At 71.5% G+C, this 19501-nt stretch carries 21 protein-coding genes; 12 read left to right on the top strand and 9 right to left on the bottom strand.

The features are described from left to right. Positions 1-40 precede the first annotated feature (40 nt). Together AB0411_RS35575 and AB0411_RS35570 are read left to right on the top strand one after the other, a co-directional pair. The gene (locus AB0411_RS35575; protein WP_366421378.1) at positions 41-250 is read left to right on the top strand and encodes a hypothetical protein; all 210 of its coding nucleotides are present in this window, start codon (positions 41-43) and stop codon (positions 248-250) included. Between the two features lie 88 nt (positions 251-338). Further along, positions 339-857: a SixA phosphatase family protein gene (locus tag AB0411_RS35570; RefSeq protein ID WP_086718623.1), complete on the top strand. Its 519-nt coding sequence runs from the start codon at positions 339-341 to the stop codon at positions 855-857. 225 nt (positions 858-1082) lie between these two features. Here AB0411_RS35570 and serB read toward each other — a convergent pair whose 3' ends face one another. Further along, positions 1083-2330: a phosphoserine phosphatase SerB gene (gene serB, locus AB0411_RS35565; protein WP_129297060.1), complete on the bottom strand. Its 1248-nt coding sequence runs from the start codon at positions 2328-2330 to the stop codon at positions 1083-1085. A gap of 564 nt (positions 2331-2894) precedes the next feature. On the opposite strand from serB, the gene AB0411_RS35560 reads away from it, so the two are divergent. Next, complete coding sequence (locus AB0411_RS35560) at positions 2895-5489, top strand: ABC transporter ATP-binding protein/permease (protein WP_366421377.1); 2595 nt, start codon at positions 2895-2897, stop codon at positions 5487-5489. Between the two features lie 94 nt (positions 5490-5583). On the opposite strand, the gene AB0411_RS35555 is transcribed toward AB0411_RS35560, so the two are convergent. From AB0411_RS35555 to AB0411_RS35545, 3 genes are all read right to left on the bottom strand, one after another. Beyond that, the gene (locus AB0411_RS35555; protein WP_366421376.1) at positions 5584-6342 is read right to left on the bottom strand and encodes a transglycosylase SLT domain-containing protein; all 759 of its coding nucleotides are present in this window, start codon (positions 6340-6342) and stop codon (positions 5584-5586) included. A 445-nt stretch (positions 6343-6787) separates the two neighbouring features. Continuing rightward, the gene (locus tag AB0411_RS35550; RefSeq protein ID WP_366421375.1) at positions 6788-7921 is read right to left on the bottom strand and encodes an S-adenosylmethionine:tRNA ribosyltransferase-isomerase; all 1134 of its coding nucleotides are present in this window, start codon (positions 7919-7921) and stop codon (positions 6788-6790) included. Further along, positions 7918-8826 carry an SDR family NAD(P)-dependent oxidoreductase gene (locus AB0411_RS35545; RefSeq protein ID WP_366421374.1) on the bottom strand — a complete coding sequence of 303 codons (909 nt, stop codon included), beginning with the start codon at positions 8824-8826 and terminating at the stop codon, positions 7918-7920. Before AB0411_RS35545 ends, AB0411_RS35550 begins: the two co-directional genes overlap by 4 nt. A 187-nt stretch (positions 8827-9013) precedes the next feature. Here AB0411_RS35545 and AB0411_RS35540 point away from each other — a divergent pair, with 187 nt between their 5' ends. The 4 genes from AB0411_RS35540 (at position 9014) to AB0411_RS35525 (ending at position 11724) form a co-directional block, all read left to right on the top strand. Then, positions 9014-10171 carry a GAF domain-containing sensor histidine kinase gene (locus AB0411_RS35540; RefSeq protein WP_366421373.1) on the top strand — a complete coding sequence of 386 codons (1158 nt, stop codon included), beginning with the start codon at positions 9014-9016 and terminating at the stop codon, positions 10169-10171. 25 nt (positions 10172-10196) lie between these two features. Continuing rightward, positions 10197-10886, top strand: coding sequence for a response regulator transcription factor (locus AB0411_RS35535; protein WP_366421407.1), 690 nt, complete (start codon positions 10197-10199; stop codon positions 10884-10886). Between the two features lie 193 nt (positions 10887-11079). Next, positions 11080-11322: a chaplin gene (locus tag AB0411_RS35530; protein WP_313772107.1), complete on the top strand. Its 243-nt coding sequence runs from the start codon at positions 11080-11082 to the stop codon at positions 11320-11322. A 156-nt stretch (positions 11323-11478) separates the two neighbouring features. Next, positions 11479-11724, top strand: coding sequence for a chaplin (locus AB0411_RS35525; protein ID WP_366421372.1), 246 nt, complete (start codon positions 11479-11481; stop codon positions 11722-11724). A 102-nt stretch (positions 11725-11826) separates the two neighbouring features. On the opposite strand, the gene AB0411_RS35520 is transcribed toward AB0411_RS35525, so the two are convergent. Further along, positions 11827-12642, bottom strand: a complete 816-nt coding sequence (locus AB0411_RS35520; RefSeq protein WP_366421371.1) for a hypothetical protein — start codon at positions 12640-12642, stop codon at positions 11827-11829. A gap of 90 nt (positions 12643-12732) precedes the next feature. On the opposite strand from AB0411_RS35520, the gene AB0411_RS35515 reads away from it, so the two are divergent. The 4 genes from AB0411_RS35515 (at position 12733) to AB0411_RS35500 (ending at position 15924) form a co-directional block, all read left to right on the top strand. Further along, positions 12733-13545 (top strand): ABC transporter ATP-binding protein, encoded by an 813-nt coding sequence (locus AB0411_RS35515; RefSeq protein ID WP_366421370.1) that lies wholly within the window; start codon positions 12733-12735, stop codon positions 13543-13545. A gap of 73 nt (positions 13546-13618) precedes the next feature. Beyond that, positions 13619-14032, top strand: a complete 414-nt coding sequence (locus AB0411_RS35510) for an NfeD family protein (protein ID WP_260639906.1) — start codon at positions 13619-13621, stop codon at positions 14030-14032. Between the two features lie 102 nt (positions 14033-14134). After that, complete coding sequence (locus tag AB0411_RS35505; RefSeq protein ID WP_086718234.1) at positions 14135-15073, top strand: SPFH domain-containing protein; 939 nt, start codon at positions 14135-14137, stop codon at positions 15071-15073. 83 nt (positions 15074-15156) lie between these two features. Further along, positions 15157-15924 (top strand): sulfite exporter TauE/SafE family protein, encoded by a 768-nt coding sequence (locus AB0411_RS35500; RefSeq protein ID WP_366421369.1) that lies wholly within the window; start codon positions 15157-15159, stop codon positions 15922-15924. Positions 15925-15957: 33 nt separating this feature from the next. Here the strand turns inward: AB0411_RS35500 and AB0411_RS35495 are convergent, their stop codons facing one another. From AB0411_RS35495 to AB0411_RS35485, 3 genes are all read right to left on the bottom strand, one after another. Then, complete coding sequence (locus AB0411_RS35495; RefSeq protein WP_086718236.1) at positions 15958-16461, bottom strand: HNH endonuclease; 504 nt, start codon at positions 16459-16461, stop codon at positions 15958-15960. A 394-nt stretch (positions 16462-16855) separates the two neighbouring features. Continuing rightward, positions 16856-17395 carry a YbhB/YbcL family Raf kinase inhibitor-like protein gene (locus AB0411_RS35490; protein WP_366421368.1) on the bottom strand — a complete coding sequence of 180 codons (540 nt, stop codon included), beginning with the start codon at positions 17393-17395 and terminating at the stop codon, positions 16856-16858. 42 nt (positions 17396-17437) lie between these two features. After that, the gene (locus tag AB0411_RS35485; RefSeq protein ID WP_366421367.1) at positions 17438-18220 is read right to left on the bottom strand and encodes a sporulation protein; all 783 of its coding nucleotides are present in this window, start codon (positions 18218-18220) and stop codon (positions 17438-17440) included. A gap of 172 nt (positions 18221-18392) precedes the next feature. On the opposite strand from AB0411_RS35485, the gene AB0411_RS35480 reads away from it, so the two are divergent. Further along, positions 18393-19043 carry a DNA-3-methyladenine glycosylase gene (locus AB0411_RS35480; RefSeq protein WP_366421366.1) on the top strand — a complete coding sequence of 217 codons (651 nt, stop codon included), beginning with the start codon at positions 18393-18395 and terminating at the stop codon, positions 19041-19043. Between the two features lie 112 nt (positions 19044-19155). Here AB0411_RS35480 and AB0411_RS35475 read toward each other — a convergent pair. Continuing rightward, positions 19156-19501, bottom strand: a 346-nt coding sequence (locus AB0411_RS35475; protein WP_366421365.1) for a hypothetical protein, incomplete at its 5' end; no start/stop codon positions are given.

The following is a 19501-nucleotide window of genomic DNA, read 5'->3' as shown; positions in this document are numbered from 1 at the left end:
CGGCCGCGCAGCCCTTCGATGCGCCCCGGAGGCGATCCGCATGCCCGCCGCGTCCAGCCGGTCACCCGCAGCCAAGGCTCCCCGCCGGCGGATGCGCCTGCCGTGGTGGGCATTGGTCCTGCCGGTGATCTCCTTCGCTGTCCTGCTGACACTCGTCGCGAGCCCCGCCGAGGCGCGGGCCGCGAGCGTGCCGCAGGGCCTCGGGCCGCTGCTGGAACTCCTGGCCGCGCTCGTGCGCGGTGGTGCCTGATGCCCGCCCGCCGCCCGTGTCCCGCCCAGCGGAAGGAGCACTTCAACACCCCGCGCCCCGCGCCGCCTTTCGTGCGAAGCTGGGACCCATGAGCGCCGATACACCCCGCCGGATTGTCCTCCTCCGACACGCCAAGGCCGAATGGTCGGAGACCAGCGATCATGAGCGTCCGCTCGCCGAGCGCGGCCGCAAGGATGCCCCGGTCGCCGGCCGCTGGCTGGCCGGAGCCGGGATCACCCCCGATCTGACCCTGTGCTCGACGTCAGCGCGCACCCGCGAGACATGGAAGCTCGCCGTCCACGAGCTCCCGCAGCGGCCCAAGACCGTCTACGAGGAGCGGATCTACGAAGCCTCCCTGGGCGAGCTCATCGCGCTGCTGAACGAGACCTCGGACGACGTCACCGATCTGATGCTGGTCGGCCACAACCCGGGTGTGCACGCCCTTGCCGACGCGCTCTCCGGCGACGCCGAGGGCGATCTGCTGCCGCGGATGAACCGCAGCGGCTTCCCGACGGCCTCGCTGGCCGTGCTCTCCTTCAGCGGCTCCTGGAAGTCGCTCGAGCACGGCGTCGGGCGCCTGGTCGCCTACTGGAGCCCGCACGAGTAGCGCCGGCCCCCCCCGCGCGCCGCACGCGGGGAGGCGGTAGGGACGCCGAGAGGGCCCCGGCAGACTGCTGCCGGGGCCCTCTCCTGTGCGTCGGCTCCTTCGCCGGGGCGTGGTGCTTCCGCGTACCGCGGCCCCCGCCCCGTACCGCGGCCGCGCTTCGTACGGCGGACGCACTCCGTGGCGCCGGTCGTCCCGGAGCCGCCCGGTCCGCGCCCGGCAGGCCGGTCAGCCGACGAGGGTGTCCGCCGCCTCGACCTCTTCGCGGGTGATCCCCAGCAGGTACAGCACGGTGTCCAGGAACGGCACGTTCACCGCGGTGTGCGCCGCCTCCCGCACCACCGGCTTGGCGTTGAAGGCGACACCGAGCCCGGCCGTGTTGAGCATGTCGAGGTCGTTGGCGCCGTCCCCGATCGCCACGGTCTGCGCGAGCGGCACACCGGCCTGCTGCGCGAACTCCCGCAGCAGCCGCGCCTTGCCCGCCCGGTCCACGATGTCGCCGGTGACCCGGCCGGTGAGCTTGCCGTCGACGATCTCCAGGGTGTTGGCCGAGGCGAAGTCCAGGCCCAGTTCCTCCTGGAGCGCGTCGGTGACCTGGGTGAAACCACCCGATACGACGCCTACTTGGTAGCCGAGCCGCTTGAGGGTCCGTACCAGGGTGCGGGCGCCGGGGGTGAGCCGCACCTCCTTGCGGACGGCCTCGACCACGGACGCGTCGAGCCCGCCGAGCAGCTCGACCCGGGCGTGCAGCGACTGCTCGAAGTCCAGCTCACCGCGCATCGCGGCGGCGGTGACCTCGGCGACCTCGGCCTCGCAGCCGGCGTGCGCCGCGAACAGCTCGATGACCTCGTCCTGGATGAGCGTCGAGTCGACGTCCATGACGACCAGCCGCTGCGCCCGGCGCTGCAGCCCGGCCGCCACCACCGCGACATCCACGCCGAGCCGTGCGGCCTCGGGGGCCAGCACACTGCGCAGCGCCTCGGTCGCGGCACCGGACACCGCGAACTCGACGGCGGTCACCGGGTACTTGGCCAGGCGGAAGATGCGGTCGATGTTGCCGCCGGTGGCCGTTATGGCGGCGGCGATCGCGGCGGCGGTCTCCGCGGTGAGCGGATGCCCCAGCACGGTGACGTGCGAACGCCCGGTGCCGCGCGGCCGGTTGTCGCCGCGGCCGGAGATGATCTCCGCTTGGAGGTTCAGCGATTCGGCCCAGCTGTGCACGGTGGCCCGCAGGTCGCCTTCGGAGGTGCCGGAGGAGCCCTCGGCGGGGGAGGGGGCGGTGACCAGCGCGCACAGCGTGATGCGCCCCCGGGTCACCATTTGTTCGATGTCCACGACATCGACGGAGTAGGCAGCGAGGGTGTCGAAGAGACCTGCGGTGATGCCGGGCCGGTCCTTCCCGAAGATCTTCACGAGAAGGGTCGGTACGTCATCGCCCGGTACGGCGGTGGCAGGCGGGGTCTGCGATGCGCTCATGGTGCCCTTACGGTAACCGCCGGGCGGCCGCGGCCGTACGCGTGTCCGGGGTTCGGACCGGCGCGGCCCCGTGGAGCCGCGCCCGCACCCCACACCTCCGGCATCCGGCCACCCCCTGGATCGTTATGGAGTCGTGTCCGGCTCGCCTCGTACGCTCCCGACCAGGGGATCCGCTCGGGCGCGCCAACCTCCTTGCCGGGGCGACCGGTTCGGCGCGCCCCGGGCACACCACGCCGCACGCCACCGCGGCGGGCCGCGCCATCGGTCGGCGTTATGCCCGCTTCATCCCATCATGCGGCTTCCGGTGCGGGCGCGCACGGCGTCCCCGGCGGGCCCTGCCGCCTTCCCGCCGGCGTCCGGCCGCCCGGAACACCCGGAATCCGGTGATCCCTGCCCCTCCGCGGGCGTTCCCCCGCTCCGTGCGAGTGTGACGGGCCCGGAGCGGACCCCGTGCACCCCGGTCCCGTCCCGGTTACCGGTCGGAGGGCCGAGCCTGAAATAGTTCCTCACGATGTTCACCATCCCTGGACTTCCCATACAGGGCGTCACTCGGGGGACTATGTAATGGGGCGTGGAGTGCCTGAACTCGTACTCGAATTGAACGGAAGGACCTGGACGCTCGACCCGTCCCGGTCCTACAGCGTGGGCCGTGATCCGCAGGGCGACATGGTGCTCGACGACGCCAGGGTCTCCTGGCGGCATGCCACGGTCCGCTGGGCCGGCCGCGGCTGGCTCATCGAAGACCAGGGCAGCACCAACGGCACGTACGTCCAGGGCCAACGGATCCACCAGATGGAGATCGGCCCCGGCTCGACCGTGCATCTGGGCAATGCCACCGACGGTCCCCGGGTGACCCTGTCCGCCGGGGCGCCCGCCGCCGACGGCTTCGGCGCCCAGCCCGCTGCGGCGCGGCAGCAGCAGGCCGCGCAGGGCTGGCAGGCGCCCCCCGCGCAGCAGCCGCCGGCCCAGCAGCAGCCGCCGGCCCAGCAGGGCTGGCAGGCCCCGCCGCAGGACGGGCAGCCGCCCTATGTCCCGCCGCAGCAGGACCGGCAGCCCCAGCAGGCCCAGCAGGCCCAGCAGGCCGTGCCCCCGCAGCGGGCCCAGCAGCCCCCGCAGCGCCCGGCGCAGCAGGCGGCCGGCGCGCCCGTCCACGGCGACCGCAGCCCGACCACCTTCCACCGCCTGGACACCGGCCGGGTGATGCGCATCGGCCGTGCGCTGGAGAACGAACTGGTCGTCTCCGACCTCCAGGTCTCCCGCCACCACGCCGAGTTCCGCGCCACCCCCGACGGCCGCTTCGAGATCCACGACCTCGGCAGCCACAACGGCACCTACATCAACGGCCAGCCGGTCCCCAAGTCCGGCAAGGCGCCGGTCGGCCCGAACGACATCATCGGCGTCGGTCACTCCACCTTCCGCATGGTCGGCGACCGCCTGGAGGAGTTCGTCGACACCGGCGCGGTCTCCTTCTCGGCCCGCCACCTCACGGTCACCGTCGACGGCGGCAAGCAGATCCTCAAGGACGTCTCCTTCGGCGTCCCCGAGAAGTCGCTGGTCGCGGTCATCGGCCCGTCCGGATCCGGCAAGTCGACGCTGCTCAAGGCGCTGACCGGCTACCGCCCCGCCAACCAGGGCGATGTCCTCTACGACAACCGGAATCTCTACAAGCAGTTCGCCGAACTGCGCCAGCGCATCGGTCTGGTCCCGCAGGACGACATCCTGCACAAGGAGCTGACCGTCCAGAAGGCCCTCAAGTACGCGGCCAAACTCCGCTTCCCCGGCGACACCGCCGAGGCCGAGCGCGAGGCCCGGATCGACGAGGTGCTGCACGAACTCAAGCTCCACGTCCACAAGGACAAGAAGGTCACCTCGCTCTCCGGCGGCCAGCGCAAGCGGGTGTCGGTGGCCCTGGAACTGCTGACCAAGCCGTCACTGATCTTCCTGGACGAGCCGACCTCGGGCCTCGACCCGGGCATGGACCGTGACGTCATGCAGCTGCTGCGCGGCCTCGCCGACGACGGCCGTACGGTCCTGGTCGTCACGCACTCGGTGGCCGAACTCGCGCTGTGCGACAAGCTGCTGGTGATGGCCCCGGGCGGTGGCGTGGCCTACTTCGGCCCGCCCGAGGAGGCGCTCAACTTCTTCCAGTACGACACCTGGGCGGATGTGTTCTCCGCGTTCGAGAACTACCGCGACTACGACTGGATGGGGCGCTGGCGCGGCTCCCCGCACTACCAGATGTATGCCGCGGACATCGACGCCGTCGCCCCGCAGTCGGTCGACGTCCAGGTGCCGCCGGCCCGGATACAGAAGTCCCAGAGCTGGGGCTCGCAGCTGTGGACGCTGATGCGCCGCTATGTCTCGGTGCTCGCCTCCGACCGGGGCTTCCTGGGCCTGATGCTGATCCTGCCCGCGGTGCTCGGCGTGGTCTCGATGCTGATCCCCAGCGATTACGGCCTCGGCTACGGGCCGATGAACAAGAGCCGCACCAACCGCGACGCCAGCACGATCATGCTGATCCTCGCGGTCGGGATGTGCTTCTCGGGCGCCGCCAACTCGGTCCGTGAGCTCATCAAGGAGCGGGTCATCTACGAGCGCGAACGGGCCACCGGCCTGTCGCGGTCGGCGTATCTGATGTCCAAGGTGATCGTGCTCGGCGTGGTCACGGCCATCCAGGGCGTGATCATCGCGGCGATCGGCTTCTCCACCCGGAACATGCCCAGCGAGGGGCTCATCGTCGCGAAGGCCCCGGCGGTGGAGATGGCGCTGGCGATCATCGCGCTCGGCTTCACCTCGATGATGTTCGGCCTGATCATCTCCTCGCTGGTGAAGACCGCGGAGAAGACCATGCCGCTGCTGGTCATGTTCGCCATCGTCCAGGTGGTCTTCACCGGCGTGCTCTTCCAGCTCTTCGACACCCCGGGCGTCGCGCAGTTCGCCTGGCTGATGCCGTCGCGCTGGGCCGTCGCCGCGATGGGCGCGACCGCCGACATGAACACGCTCCTGCCGTGGGAGCCGGGCAACCCCGACCCGCTGTGGAAGCACCACACCGGCGTCTATGTGATGGACATGATCATCCTGATCAGCCTGGGCATCGGGCTCGCCTTCGTCGTCGCCCGGCTGCTGCGCCGCCACGAACCCGAGGTCATGCGCAAGTAACGCCGCGCACCGCACCGGCACGCCCGAGGGGCGGCACCCGTCACCGGGTGCCGCCCCTCGGCGGTGTGCGCTGCGGACTGCCTGAACCGGCGGCTCAGTAGGCCGAGTTGACGTTGTCCATCGAGCCGTACTTGTCGGCCGCGTAGTTGCAGGCGGCGGTGATGTTGGCGACCGGGTCGTACATGTTCCAGGACGTGCCTTCGACGTGGTACGTCTTGAAGGTCGGCGCGATGACCTGCAGCAGGCCCTTGGACGGGGTGCCGTTGATCGCGTTGATGTCCCAGTTGTTGATGGCCATCGGGTTACCGCTCGACTCCCGCATGATGTTGCGGTGGATGCCCGAGTAGGAACCGGGGATGCCCTTCTTGGCCATGATGTCCAGCGACTCGCGGATCCAGCCGTCCAGGTTGTTCGGGTAGGTCTTGGCGGCGGGCTTCGGCGCGGCCTTCTTCGGAGCCGGCTTCGGGGCCGGCTTCGGCGCGGCCGCGGGGATCGCGGTGCGTACGGCGGAGCGGCTCGCGGCGGCCTGCTCCGCACGCGCCTTCGCAGCCTTGGCCTTCGCCGCGGCGGCGGCCTTCACCTGGGCGGCCTTCTCCGCCTTGCCCGCGGCCGCGGACTTGTCGGCCTGCTGGGCGATGGTGGCCTGCTGGGCGTGGGCGGCGGTACCGACCGCGCTGAAGGCGACCGGCTTCACGTTCTCGACAGAGGTCGCCTGGGTCTTGCCCTGATCGGCGTCGGCACCCGGAACGGCAGCGAAGACCAGAGCTGCGGCACCGGCAGTGGCGACACCGGCGACGGCGAGCTTGTGCGTCCGGGTCAGGCGGTGGAGACCAGAAGTGGCGTGCTGAGGCATGGCGGGACAGACCTTCCGATGGGGGGATGCCGCACGGGCCCAGAGCGGTGGCGAACGCCGTATTCCGATCACGGCGCCGAGCGACGAGAGCCATTCTTAGCGGCCGGAAATTCCCCCGGCAAAGGTGTGACATACGATCCGGGTTAGTGGAACCCCGCTGGCGGATATTGCGTCCCGAATAGGACTTTCCCAGCTCACGCAGTATTAGGGGGTCCACTAACCCGGCTCGTAAGTGACCTGCGTCCTATGCGCGGCGTCACAGTGCGGCGGTGTTTGTCTCGCCGGACGTAATTGCAAACGCACAGACCGTACGCGTGAGAACTCCGCGAGGATCGGTCGAACGGCCGCGGAATACCTCCCGCCTTTCGCATTCCGGGGCCGGGTGCGGGCGGTCCTCAACCGCCCGCACCCGGCCCCGGCCGTTCGCCCCGCGCCCGCCCCGGACTCAGTCCGGCAGCACGAGGTGCAGATCGCCGAATTCGTGCCACAGATAGCGCCGCCGCACCGCCTCCGCGTACGCGCGCCGCAGCACCTCGCCGTCCGTCACCGCCGCCAGCATCAGCAGATGGGAGGCGGTGGGCTCGTGCAGCCCGGTGAGCAGGCCGTCCACCGCCCGCACCCCGCGCTCCGGCGTCACCACGAGGTCCGTCCAGCCGGCCGCGGCCCGCACCCGCCCGTCCCGGCCGGTCGCCGACTCCAGGGCCCGCACCGCTGTGGTCCCCACCGCCACGATCCGCCCGGACGCGCCGCCCGGCGCCGCATGCCGCCGCGCCGCCGCCCTGCGCCGGGCCCGCGCCGCGTTCACCAGCCAGGCCGTGACCGGGGGGACCGCGAACCGCTCCGGATACGGCGGCTCGAACGCCTCCGCCGAGGCGACCCCGGTGTGCAGCGAGACCGGCGCGACGATCACGCCCTTGCTGACCAGCCGCGCCACCAGCGCCGCCGTGAAGGGCCGGGCGGCACTGGGCATCTCGGCGCTGCCGCCGCCGGGGGAGTCCGCCGCGAACACCGTCTGGTACGCGGCCAGCGGCTGGTCCCGGTCCGTATAGCCGTAGCGGATCGGCCGCCCGTGGCGCCGCATCAGCTCGGGCACCTCCGCGCCCGTCACCCGCGCCCACCACAGCCGCCCGCTCCCGGGGTCCAGCGGGGCCTCCACCACCAGCCGCGCCCCGTCGGGCAGCCGCACCACCGCGCCGGCCGGGCCGCCCGCCCGCGGCCCGGTGCTGCCCCGGCCGTCCGGCGTCCGCAGCTCCACCGCCCAGCAGCCGGCCGCCGACCGCCCTGCCGGATGCCACCGGTCCGCCCGCGTCGAGAAGTGCACCACCACCGGCTCGCCGCGCCCCCGGCCGTCGCCGACCCGGCCGTCCACGGCGGCGGGCAGCGTCCGCGAGGTGTTCACCACCAGCACGTCCCCGGCCGTCAGCAGCTCCGGCAGCTCGCCGAACAGGTGGTGGCCGGTCCCGGCGGCCCCCCGGCTCACCATCAGCCGTACGGCGTCCCGGCCCAGGCCCGGCCCGCGCTGCTCGGCCGGAACCGCGGCCGACAGCTCCGCCGGTACCCGCAGGGCCTCCGCGATCACCGGGAGCCCGCCCCGTCGGGCACGGCGACCCCGGCCGCCGCGCGGTACCGCCCGCTGGGGGCCCGGTCGTCCAGCAGGCGCAGCAGCCCGGGGACCACCGTGCCGGGCAGCGGCCGTCCGGAGGGGTCGTCGTCCGGTACGGCGGCCGCGTACAGATCGGTCCGCATGTCGCCCGGATCCACCCACCACACCCGCAGCCCCGGCTCCTCCTGGGCGAGCACCGCCGACTGCTGGTCCAGCGCCGCCTTCGCCGATCCGTAGCCGCCCCAGGTCGGGTACGCCTCGACCGCCGCGTCCGAGCTGATGTTGAGGATCGCTCCACCCGTCGGGACGGGTGCCCGTTTCGCCCCGTTAAGGACATCTTCTACCCCTACATAAGGGGGCGAATCGGACGATCCGGCATTTCGGGCATTCCCGATGTAAGGGTGTGGATCGTATGACGGAGCATTTCCGACATCCTCTATATAGGGAGCGTTTCCTATATAAGGAACGACTTCTTCATACGAGGACAGGTAGGAGGAAATGCGCAAGAGTGGCAAAGCTTCCTGCGCGAGGCCGAGCGGGGCCACCACATCCGCCTCCAGCGCCGCCCGCAGCCCGTCCAGCGGATGGTCCGCCAGCGGGACCAGCGGCTCCGCCCCCAGCACGCTCGCGTTGTTCACCAGCAGATCGAGCCCGCCCAGCTCACCGGCCGCGGCCACCAGTGCCGCCCGGTGCCCGCCGTCCGTCACGTCCCCCGGCAGCGCGACCACCCGCGCCCCCGCCCCGCGCAGCTCCCGCACCGCGTCCTCCAGCGGCCCGGCCGACCTGGCGTCCACGACCAGGTCCCAGCCCCGTGCGGCCAGTGCCGCGGCCAGCGCCCGGCCCAGCCCCTTCGACGCCCCCGTGATGATCGCCACCGGCATGATCGTCTCCACCTTCCCCGACGGGGGACCGGATCCGGCCCCGGCCTCACGGTAGGAACGCCGCCGCCCCGCGGACGTCGGGCGCCGGACCGGCCGTGGCCAGGGCATTCGTCCTAGGCCGGGGGACGGAGGAGGCGGCCGCCGCCGGACCGATACGGCCTGGTCGCCCCGCCGGTACGGTGAGGCCATGACCAACGGAGCGGGAGCCGGGATCCCCGCGGTGAGCACCGCGATCCTGGCGATGAGCAGGCACCTGGAGGTGCGCGACGTCCTCAAGACGATCGTGGCCTCGGCCCGTGAGCTGCTGGACGCCGAATACGCGGCCCTGGGGGTGCCCGACGACCACGGCGGCTTCGCCCAGTTCGTGGTGGACGGTGTCAGCGCCGAGCAGTGGAAGGCCATCGGCCCGCTGCCCCGCCAGCACGGCATCCTCGCCGCGATGCTGCACAACGCCACCCCTGAACGGCTCGCCGACGTCCGCGAGGACCCCCGCTTCGGCGGCTGGCCGACCGCCCACCCGGACATGTCCGACTTCCTCGGCCTCCCGGTCGCCGACGGGGACGAGATCCTCGGCGCCCTCTTCCTGGCCAACAAGCGCCGCCCCGAGGCCCCTCCCTCCCGCAGGGACGGCTGCGGCTTCACCGAGGAGGACGAGCGGCTGCTCGGGATACTCGCCCAGCACGCCGCCATCGCCCTGACCAACGCCCGCCTCTACGAGCGCAGCCGCGAACTGACCATCGCCGGCGAGCGCGCCCGCCTCGCCCACGAGCTGCACGACGCGGTCGCCCAGAAACTCTTCTCGCTCCGCCTCACCGCCCAGGCCGCCACCGCCCTCGTCGACCGCGACCCGGCGCGCGCCAAGGACGAGCTGCACCAGGTCGCCGCGCTGGCCGCGGAGGCGGCCGACGAACTGCGGGCCGCCGTCGTCGAACTGCGGCCCGCCGCCCTGGACGAGGACGGCCTGATCGCCACCCTGCGCTCCCAGGCCCAGGTCCTGGACCGGGCCCACTCCGCGCGGGTCACCTTCGCCGCCCACAGCGTCCGGGCGCTGCCCGCCGCCCAGGAGGAGGCGCTGCTCCGGGTCGCCCAGGAGGCCCTGCACAACGCCCTGCGGCACTCCGGCGCCGAACTGGTCGAGGTGACCCTCACCCGCAGCGGCCAGGGCGCCCTGCTGCGGATCTCCGACGACGGCTGCGGCTTCGACCCCGGCGCGGTCCGCCGGGCCGGCCGCCACCTAGGCCTGGTCTCGATGCGCGACCGCGCGAGCGGCGTCGGCGGCAAGCTCACCGTGGAATCGGAGCCCGGCAAGGGCACCGCTGTCGAGATGGAGGTGCCCGGTGGCTGACAGGGACAGGGACGGCGCGACGGGGATGCCCCCGCGGGAGGCCGGCGCGGGCTCCGGGCGGCGCGCCGCGGGCGGCGGACAGGCGATCCGCGTGCTGCTCGTCGACGACCACCAGGTGGTGCGCCGCGGGCTGCGGACGTTCCTGGAGGTCCAGGACGACATCGAGGTGGTGGGGGAGGCGTCCGACGGCGCCGAGGGCCTCGCCGCCGCCGAAGAGCTGCGCCCCGACGTCGTCCTGATGGACGTCAAGATGCCCGGCATGGACGGCATCGAGGCGCTCCGCGCGCTGCGCGAACTCGCCAACCCCGCCCGGGTGCTGGTGGTCACCAGCTTCACCGAACAGCGCACCGTCGTCCCGGCGCTGCGCGCGGGCGCGGCCGGCTATGTGTACAAGGACATCGACCCGGACGCGCTGGCCGGCGCCATCCGCTCCGTCCACGCGGGCCATGTCCTCCTGCAGCCCGAAGTGGCCGGCGCACTGCTCACCCAGGAGGAGAACAACGGCACGCAGGGGCGCGGCACTTCCCTCACCGACCGGGAGCGCGAGGTGCTCGGCCTGATCGCGGACGGCCGCTCCAACCGCGAGATCGCCCGCGCGTTGGTGCTGTCGGAGAAGACCGTCAAGACCCATGTCTCCAACATCCTCATGAAGCTCGACCTCGCCGACCGCACACAGGCCGCGCTGTGGGCCGTACGGCACGGCATCGGGGCCTGAACGCCGGTAGGGGAGCGCCGGTTACGACGGCGGCGCTCTTCTACCGCCCACACAAGCGGAATGTCGTCTTCAGATCCGAGATTCATACTGTCGTGTAGCTGTAGCCCGTTCGGCGTATCCCTCCCCGGCCCGGGGCGTTGTCCAGTGCAGTCGTGGCGGCTGGCCACGGCAACGGCAACGAGGAGCCAGAGAAGTGAAGAACATCAAGCGCGCAGCGGCCGTCACGATGATGGCGAGCGGTCTCGCCCTCGCGGGCGCCGGCATCGCCTCCGCCCACTCCCCGCAGGCGCAGGGCGGTGCGGTGAACTCCCCCGGCATCGTCTCCGGCAACGTCGTCCAGGTCCCGGTGCACGTCCCCGTGAACGCCTGCGGCGTCACCGCCACCGTCATCGGTGCGCTCAACCCCACCTTCGGCAACCCCTGCGTCAACGTCTGATCGCAGACGGCCCGCAGGCCACCGCCTGACCCGCGCGACGCCATGGTCCGCGCGGGTCGGGCCGACCGGCCCCGTCACCCCTTCGACGCGCGGCCGGTCCCTCCCTCCCCCCATCGTCCCTCCGGCCCCGTGCCGGTACGTGAGGAACTCGCCCCCATGAACACCGCCAAGAAGGCCGCCCTCGTCCTCGCCGCCACCGGGATCGCCCTCGGTGCGGCCGCCGGATCCGCCTTCGCGACCAGCGGCGCGCAGGCCGACGGCGCGGCCACGCGTTCCCCCGGCGTCGGGTCGGGCAACCTCGTCCAGGCCCCGGTGCACGTCCCCGTGAACGCCACCGGCAACACGGTCAACGTCATCGGCGCGCTCAACCCCGCCTTCGGCAACGCCACCTCGAACAACTGAGGTTGTCCGGCCGGGCCGCACGGCTTCGCCTGCCCAGAGGCGTCCGGCCCGGCCGGCACAGGCCCCGCCGACCACACAATGGTCCGGCGGGGCCGCTTGCGTTCACCCGCGGTGCCGCTCCCTCTCCTCCACCGCGGAGTTGTACGCCGCCACCTGCGCCCGCCGGGCCGTCCGCTCCACCGGCCGCAGCGCCTCGGCACGGGCCGCGATCTCGGACGAACTCACCGCCGCGCCGTGCTCCCTGCCGTCCCCGCCGGCCTGGTGCGCGATGCCGATGAGCGCACCGACGCGCTGCGCCAGCTCCAGCACCCGCACCGCCCGCGGCGGATATCCGGGGGCCAGCACCTGCCGGCCGGCCTCGGCCCGTGCCCGGTACGCCTCCAGCGCGGCCTGCGCCACCGGCCCGGACCCGGCCACGTCCAGCTTCGAGAGCAGTTCGGTCGCCTCCCGCAGCGCCTCCGCCAGCTCCCGCTCGGCCTCGCCCAGCGACGGCACATCGGCGGGCGGCGCCTCCCGCACCGGCAGGCAGCGCCAGACCACCTCCACATGCACATCGGGACCGGTGCCGCCCTCGGGCCCGGCCTCGTACGTCTCCGGGACCAGCCCCAGCCCGGCCCCCGAGGCGAGCACCGCCTCCCCGGCCTCCAGCGCCCGCGCATTGAATTCCGGGGGCCCGCACAGCCCCAGTGGATGCCCGGACACCGGCAGGGCCACCCGCAGGCCCGTCGCCCCCAGCGTCCGCAGCCGCCCCAGTGCGAGCGTCAGCCCGACCGGCGCCTCCTCCCCGGGCAGGTCCGCCACGCGGTGCACCGCGTCGTCGTCCGCGATCCGGTGCGCGGCTTCATCAGGTGAGACAAGTCCGGCCAAAAGGGCATTTCCCCATGCCGCCAGCCGTCCTGAACGTGGTTCATCGAGCATGGCCCCCAGCCTAGGGAAGAGCACTGACAACGAGTGGCGTAGGTTTGCAGGGGGGCTGCGCCTACAGGTGTACGCGACGACCGAGAAGCAATGGGAGACAACGCGCTCATGAGCGATGTGCTGGAGCTGGTGGACGTATCCGTGGTCCGCGAAGGACGGGCTCTGGTGGACCAGGTCTCCTGGTCGGTGAAGGAGGGGGAGCGCTGGGTGATCCTCGGCCCCAACGGCGCCGGCAAGACCACCCTGCTGAATGTCGCCTCCAGCTACCTCTTCCCGACCGCCGGCGATGTGTCGATCCTCGGCGAGCAGCTCGGCAAGGTCGACGTCTTCGACCTGCGCCCCCGCATCGGCATGGCCGGCATCGCCCTGGCCGACAAGCTGCCCCGCAGCCAGACCGTCCTGCAGACCGTGCTGACCGCCGCGTACGGCATGACGGCCAGCTGGCAGGAGAACTACGAGGACATCGACGAGCAGCGCGCCCGCGCCTTCCTCGACCGCCTCGGGATGAACGACTACCTGGACCGGAAGTTCGGCACCCTCTCCGAGGGCGAGCGCAAGCGCACTCTGATCGCCCGCGCCATGATGACCGACCCCGAGCTCCTCCTGCTGGACGAGCCGGCCGCCGGCCTCGACCTCGGCGGCCGCGAGGACCTGGTCCGCCGCCTCGGCCGCCTGGCCCGCGACCCGTACGCGCCCTCGATGATCATGGTCACCCACCACGTCGAGGAAATCGCCCCGGGCTTCACCCACGTCCTGATGATCCGTCAGGGCAAGGTGCTGGCCGCCGGCCCCCTGGAGCTCGAACTCACCTCCAGCAACCTCTCCCACTGCTTCGGCCTCCCGCTGATCGTCGAGCGCAACGGCAACGACCGCTGGACCGCGCAGGGTCTGCCCCTGACCTGACGGCCCGCGCCTGGCCGATCGCGCCCTGTCCCGGGCCGCCGCACGGATCTACCATGAAGCGGTGGATCCATGGGTGTGGTGGCTGATCGCCGCCGTAGGACTGGGCATTCCTCTCGTCGTGACCGCGATGCCCGAATTCGGCATGCTCGCGGTCGGCGCCGTCGCCGGTGCCGTCACCGCAGGTCTCGGTGGCGGCACCGTCCCGCAATTCCTCGTGTTCGTCGCCGTGTCGGTGGCGCTGATCGCCGTCGTACGCCCCCTCGCCAACCGCCACCGCGGCCAGAGTCCCCAACTCGCCTCCGGCATCGACGCGCTCAAGGGCAGGAGCGCCACGGTCCTGGAGCGGGTCGACGGCGGGGTCGGCGGCCGCATCAAACTCGCGGGCGAGATCTGGTCCGCCCGCTCCCTCGACGGCAACCAGGTCTACGAGCCCGGCCAGCAGGTCGACGTCGTCGAGATCGAAGGCGCCACCGCCGTCGTCATCTGACCCGAACACGCTGCGCGACGAGCCACGTCTCTGAAAGACTGATCAACGGCAAGCCGGTCACCGGCCGGCGCGGACCAGCAACGAAGGGCACGGGAGCCGCTTGTGGAACCGATCATCATCGTCCTGATCATCCTGGTGGTGCTCGTGTTCATCGCACTCATCAAAACGATCCAGGTCATCCCACAGGCCAGCGCCGCCATCGTCGAACGCTTCGGCCGCTACACCCGCACCCTCAACGCGGGCCTGAACATCGTCGTCCCGTTCATCGACTCCATCCGCAACCGCATCGACCTCCGCGAACAGGTCGTGCCGTTCCCGCCGCAGCCGGTGATCACCCAGGACAACCTGGTCGTGAACATCGACACCGTCATCTACTACCAGGTGACCGACGCCCGCGCCGCGACCTACGAGGTCGCCAGCTACATCCAGGCCATCGAGCAGCTCACGGTCACCACCCTCCGCAACATCATCGGCGGCATGGACCTGGAGCGGACCCTGACCTCCCGTGAGGAGATCAACGCGGCGCTGCGCGGCGTCCTCGACGAGGCCACCGGCAAGTGGGGCATCCGCGTCAACCGCGTCGAACTCAAGGCCATCGAGCCGCCGACCTCCATCCAGGACTCGATGGAGAAGCAGATGCGCGCCGACCGCGACAAGCGCGCCGCCATCCTCCAGGCCGAAGGTGTCCGGCAGTCCCAGATCCTCACCGCCGAGGGCGAGAAGCAGTCCTCGATCCTGCGCGCCGAGGGCGAGGCCAAGGCCGCGGCCCTGCGCGCCGAGGGCGAGGCCCAGGCGATCCGGGTGGTCTTCGAGTCCATCCACGCCGGCGACCCGGACCAGAAGCTGCTCTCCTACCAGTACCTCCAGATGCTCCCGAAGATCGCCGAGGGCGACGCCAACAAGCTCTGGATCGTGCCCAGTGAGATCGGCGACGCCCTCAAGGGTCTCGGCGGCGCCATCGGCAACTTCACCCCGCCGACCGGCGGCGGTTCCATCCCCAAGCCCAGCTCGCCGAACCGCGAGGCACCGCCCATCGACTGACCCGTCCGGCCTCGTGCATGATCAGCGGTGGCCCCTCGACCTTCATGGCGGGGAGGCGACCCTGACCATGTGAGGAGAGGGCCTTGTCCATCGGGGAAGCAGTCGCAGTCTTCGCCGCCGGAATCGGCGCCGGAACGATCAACACCGTCGTCGGCTCCGGCACCCTGATCACCTTCCCGGTACTGCTCGCCTTCGGCCTGCCACCGGTCACCGCCAACGTGTCCAACACCCTTGGCCTGGTGCCCGGTTCGATCAGCGGCGCCATCGGCTACCGCCGCGAACTCGCAGGCCAGCGCCGCCGGATCCTGCGCTTCTCCGCCTTCGCCCTGATCGGCGGCCTCGGCGGCGCCGTCCTGCTGCTGGCACTGCCCTCCAAGGCCTTCGACACCATCGTCCCGGTGCTGATCGCCGTCGCGCTCGTCCTCGTCGTCGCGCAGCCCAGGCTCGCCGCGTGGATCCGCGCCCGGCGCGAGCGCAACGGCACCACCGCCCACCGCGACGGCGGACCGGCCCTGCTCCTCGGCCTGATGCTGGCCAGCGTCTACGGCGGCTACTTCGGCGCCGCGCAGGGAGTGATCTACCTCTCCCTGATGGGCGTACTGCTCACGGAGGACCTCCAGCGGATCAACGCCCTCAAGAATGTCCTCGCGGCCGTCGTGAACGGCGTGGCGGCGGTCTTCTTCCTCTTCGTCGCCCACTTCGACTGGACCGCCGTCGCCCTGATCGCCCTCGGCTCCACCCTCGGCGGCCAGCTCGGCGCGAAGGTCGGCCGACGGCTGCCGCCCACCGCGCTGCGCGGCGTCATCGTCCTCGTCGGCCTGCTGGCCATCGTCCAACTCCTCCTGAAGTAGGAGGAGCCGGACGACGGACTCCCGAGGTGCGCGCTACGCCGGCAGCGCCAGCCACTCCGGCAGCGCGTCCCGCACCGACACCCCCAGCGTCGACAGCAGCGCGTCCGCCGGCGTCGGCTCGAACGGCCGCCGCAGCAGCGCCATCCCCGCCTGCTCGGGCGTACGGTCCGCCTTGCGGTGGTTGTCCTCCGCACACGAGGCGACGGTATTCAGCCAGGTGTCCCCGCCGCCGTGCGACCGCGGCACGACATGGTCCACGGTCGTCGCCCGCCGCCCGCAGTACGCGCACCGGTGCTGGTCACGCACCAGCACACCCCGCCGCGACCAGGGCGCCCGTTGTCGGAACGGCACCCGGACGTATCTGCTCAGTCTGATCACCTGCGGCACCGGCAGATCCACCGAAGCGGCACGGATCCGCAGCCCCGGGTGAGCGTGCTCGACAACGGCCTTGTCCTGCATCACCAGCACCACCGCCCGCCGCAGCGACACCGTCGACAGCGGCTCGAAGCTCGCATTGAGCACCAGCGTCTCGCGCATCCCGTCCACCCTCCCGGACCCGCTCCGCCCCCGTGGCGAAGTTGCTCCACTGTGCAGCGGCAGGTATTCCCCGAACAACGCAATTTCCGCATGCCACAAGGGAAATGGAGGACGATCGGCAGATGAAAAGGAGGTGCTCCGGCAGTGCCTCACCCGGAGCCGGAAAAACGTGCGCTCCGGGTCCCACCCCCGTGAATTACGCGAGACCCGGAGCAAACGGCAGCCGGCGAGGACACCCGCTCGAACGCGGGCTCCGGCGAGCAACGGACGACACACCTGCGCCCCGACGCTCCCGCCACTGCGGTACCGGCTGCCCGACGCCCTTCTTACGGGGCGGCGGCACGGACACCACTGTGCGTGGGGGAAGCGCCGGGGCGCAACGGAATTACGGCGCTCAGCCCGCCGCGGGAATCTCGTACTCGGCGATCAGCTGAGCCCGCCCGAGGGTGTGGAACCGCAGGTTGAAGCCCACCACCGCGGGCGAGGCCTCGGCATCCGGACCGAGCTTCTCCTGGTCCACCGCGTAGACCGTGAAGACATAGCGGTGCGGACCGTCCCCGGGCGGCGGCGCCGCGCCCCCGAAGTCCCGTGTCCCGTAGTCGTTACGGACGTGCACGGCGCCCTCGGGCAGCCCCTTCATCTCCCCGGACCCGGCACCGGCCGGCAGCTCCGTCACCGACGCCGGGATGTCGAACAGCGACCAGTGCCAAAAGCCGCTGCCCGTCGGCGCGTCCGGGTCGTAGCAGGTGACGGCGTAGCTCTTCGTCCCCGCGGGTGCCCCCTCCCACCGCAGCTGCGGTGAACGGTTCCCCTCGGCGAAGACCTGCTCCGGCCGCAGCGTCCCGCCCGGCTCCACCTCGTCGCTCAGCACCGTGAACGCCGGCACCGGCGGATGGAAATCGTGCGGGAGCGGCCGCCGCTTCAGCTCGGACACTGCAACACCTCCTGGTCGCTTGCTGACACCTGTCCGCCCAGGTTAGAGCCAGTTCCGCTTACCGCCGACCTCCGCCAGCCACTGGTTGAGGTAGGCCGCCCAGTCGGTCCCCTCGAAGTCGTTCAGCCCGACCGTGAACGACCGGTAGGTGTCCGACCCCTCGCTGAACAGCCCCGGCTTCTTGTCCATCTCCAGGACGACGTCCATCTCCCGGTCGTCCGCCACGAACGACAGCTCCACCTGGTTCAGCCCGCGGTACTGCTGCGGCGCATGGAACTCGATCTCCTGGTAGAACGGCAGCCGCTGGCGCGTCCCCCGGATGTGCCCCTGCTCCAGGTCGGCCGCCTTGAACCGGAACCCGAGCCGCCCGAACGCGTCCAGGATCGCCTGCTGCGCCGGCAGCGGGTGCACGTTCACCGGGTCGAGGTCACCGGAGTCCACCGCGCGGGCGATCGCCAGCTCCGTCGTCACGCCGACGCTCATCCCGTGCAGATGCGTCCCCAGGAACGTGGTGATCGGCGTCTCCCACGGGATCTCCAGCCCGAACGGCACGGTGTGCGCCGCACCCGGCTGCACCGCGAAGGCGCCGCCCAGCTGCACCTTGGTGAACTCGATGTTCCGCTTGTACTCCTCGTCGCCGCTCTCGACCTCGACGCGCGCCTGCAGCCCGACGGACAGTCCCTGGATGTCCTGGGCCACGGACCCGCCCTGGATCCGCACCTCGCCCTGTACGACCCCACCCGGGACGACGTTCTCCTCGAAGAGCACCGTCTCCACCGACGCACCCCCGGCGCCCAGGCTCGCCAGCAGCTTCTTGAATCCCATGCTCGTCCTCCCCAGGCGGAACGCCTGTGTGCTGTGTACTGCGCGCCGAGGTCTCGGCTTGATCCCTACGAACGCGAAACCGTACGACCCGGTTCCACGGCCCTTACTTTCCCAACCCCGGCGCCCCCATGGCCAGCCGCCCTCTCGAACGGCTCCACTACTCTCGGTCCGCATGACCGACGTACCGGAACGTATGCCGCTCACCCACGACTTCTTCGACCGCCCCGTGGTCGACGTGGCCCCCGACCTGCTGGGCCGCATCCTCCGCCGCAACACCCCCGACGGCCCGATCGAGCTCCGCCTCACCGAGGTCGAGGCGTACGACGGCGACACCGACCCCGGCTCCCACGCCTACCGCGGCCGCACCGCGCGCAACGCCACCATGTTCGGCCCGCCCGGCCATGCGTACGTCTACTTCATCTACGGGATGTGGTTCAGCCTCAACGCGGTCTGCGGCCCCGAGGACAAGGCGAGCGGCGTCCTCCTGCGCGCCGGCGAGATCCTCACCGGCGCGCCCCTGGCTGCCGCCCGCCGCCCCAAGGCCCGCAACACCAACGAACTGGCGAAGGGCCCGGCCCGCCTGGCGACCGCCCTGGACATCGACCGCACCCTCGACGGCACCGACCTGTGCACCGGCGGCACGGCCCCCCTCTCCGTCCTGCACGGCCGCCCGCCCGCCCGCGAACTCGTACGCAACGGCCCGCGCACCGGCGTCGGCGGCGACGGTGCCGACCACCCCTGGCGCTACTGGATCGCCGACGACCCGACCGTCAGCCCCTACCGCCCCCACGTCCCCCGACGCCGCACCACCAGCGCTACTTGACTCTGCATGGCCGACCGCCTAACGTAGCCCGAGCCGCTGGAGACGGGCAGCGCTATCTGCGCAGACCGCCAGGCGGCACAACCAACTACTCCGATAGGCACCCTCACGGGTCTTATTTCGCGTTGCCGAAATTCGATCCAGCCGCCTCGATTATGAGTCGCCAGGGAAAGCCGTTAAAGTAGGGACCACGCCGAAAGGGCAGCAGTAAATAACTGCTCCAAGGCGCACCTCCGACGGAAATCGGAACCGGAATCGAAAGAAGCCGGATCTGGTAGAGTCGGAACCGCGAAGAAGCTGAAAGGCGGAAACGCACCGGCGAAAATCGGAACCGCAAGGATCTGATAGAGTCGGAAACGCAAGACTGAAGGGAAGCGCCCGGAGAGCCTGGTGAAACAGGCACAAAGGAAGCGTCCGTTCCTTGAGAACTCAACAGCGTGCCAAAAGTCAACGCCAGATAT

The organism is Streptomyces angustmyceticus (assembly GCF_040701845.1).
Classification (GTDB): Bacteria; Actinomycetota; Actinomycetes; order Streptomycetales; family Streptomycetaceae; genus Streptomyces; species Streptomyces angustmyceticus_A.
This window is presented reverse-complemented; position numbering and strand designations above follow the sequence as displayed.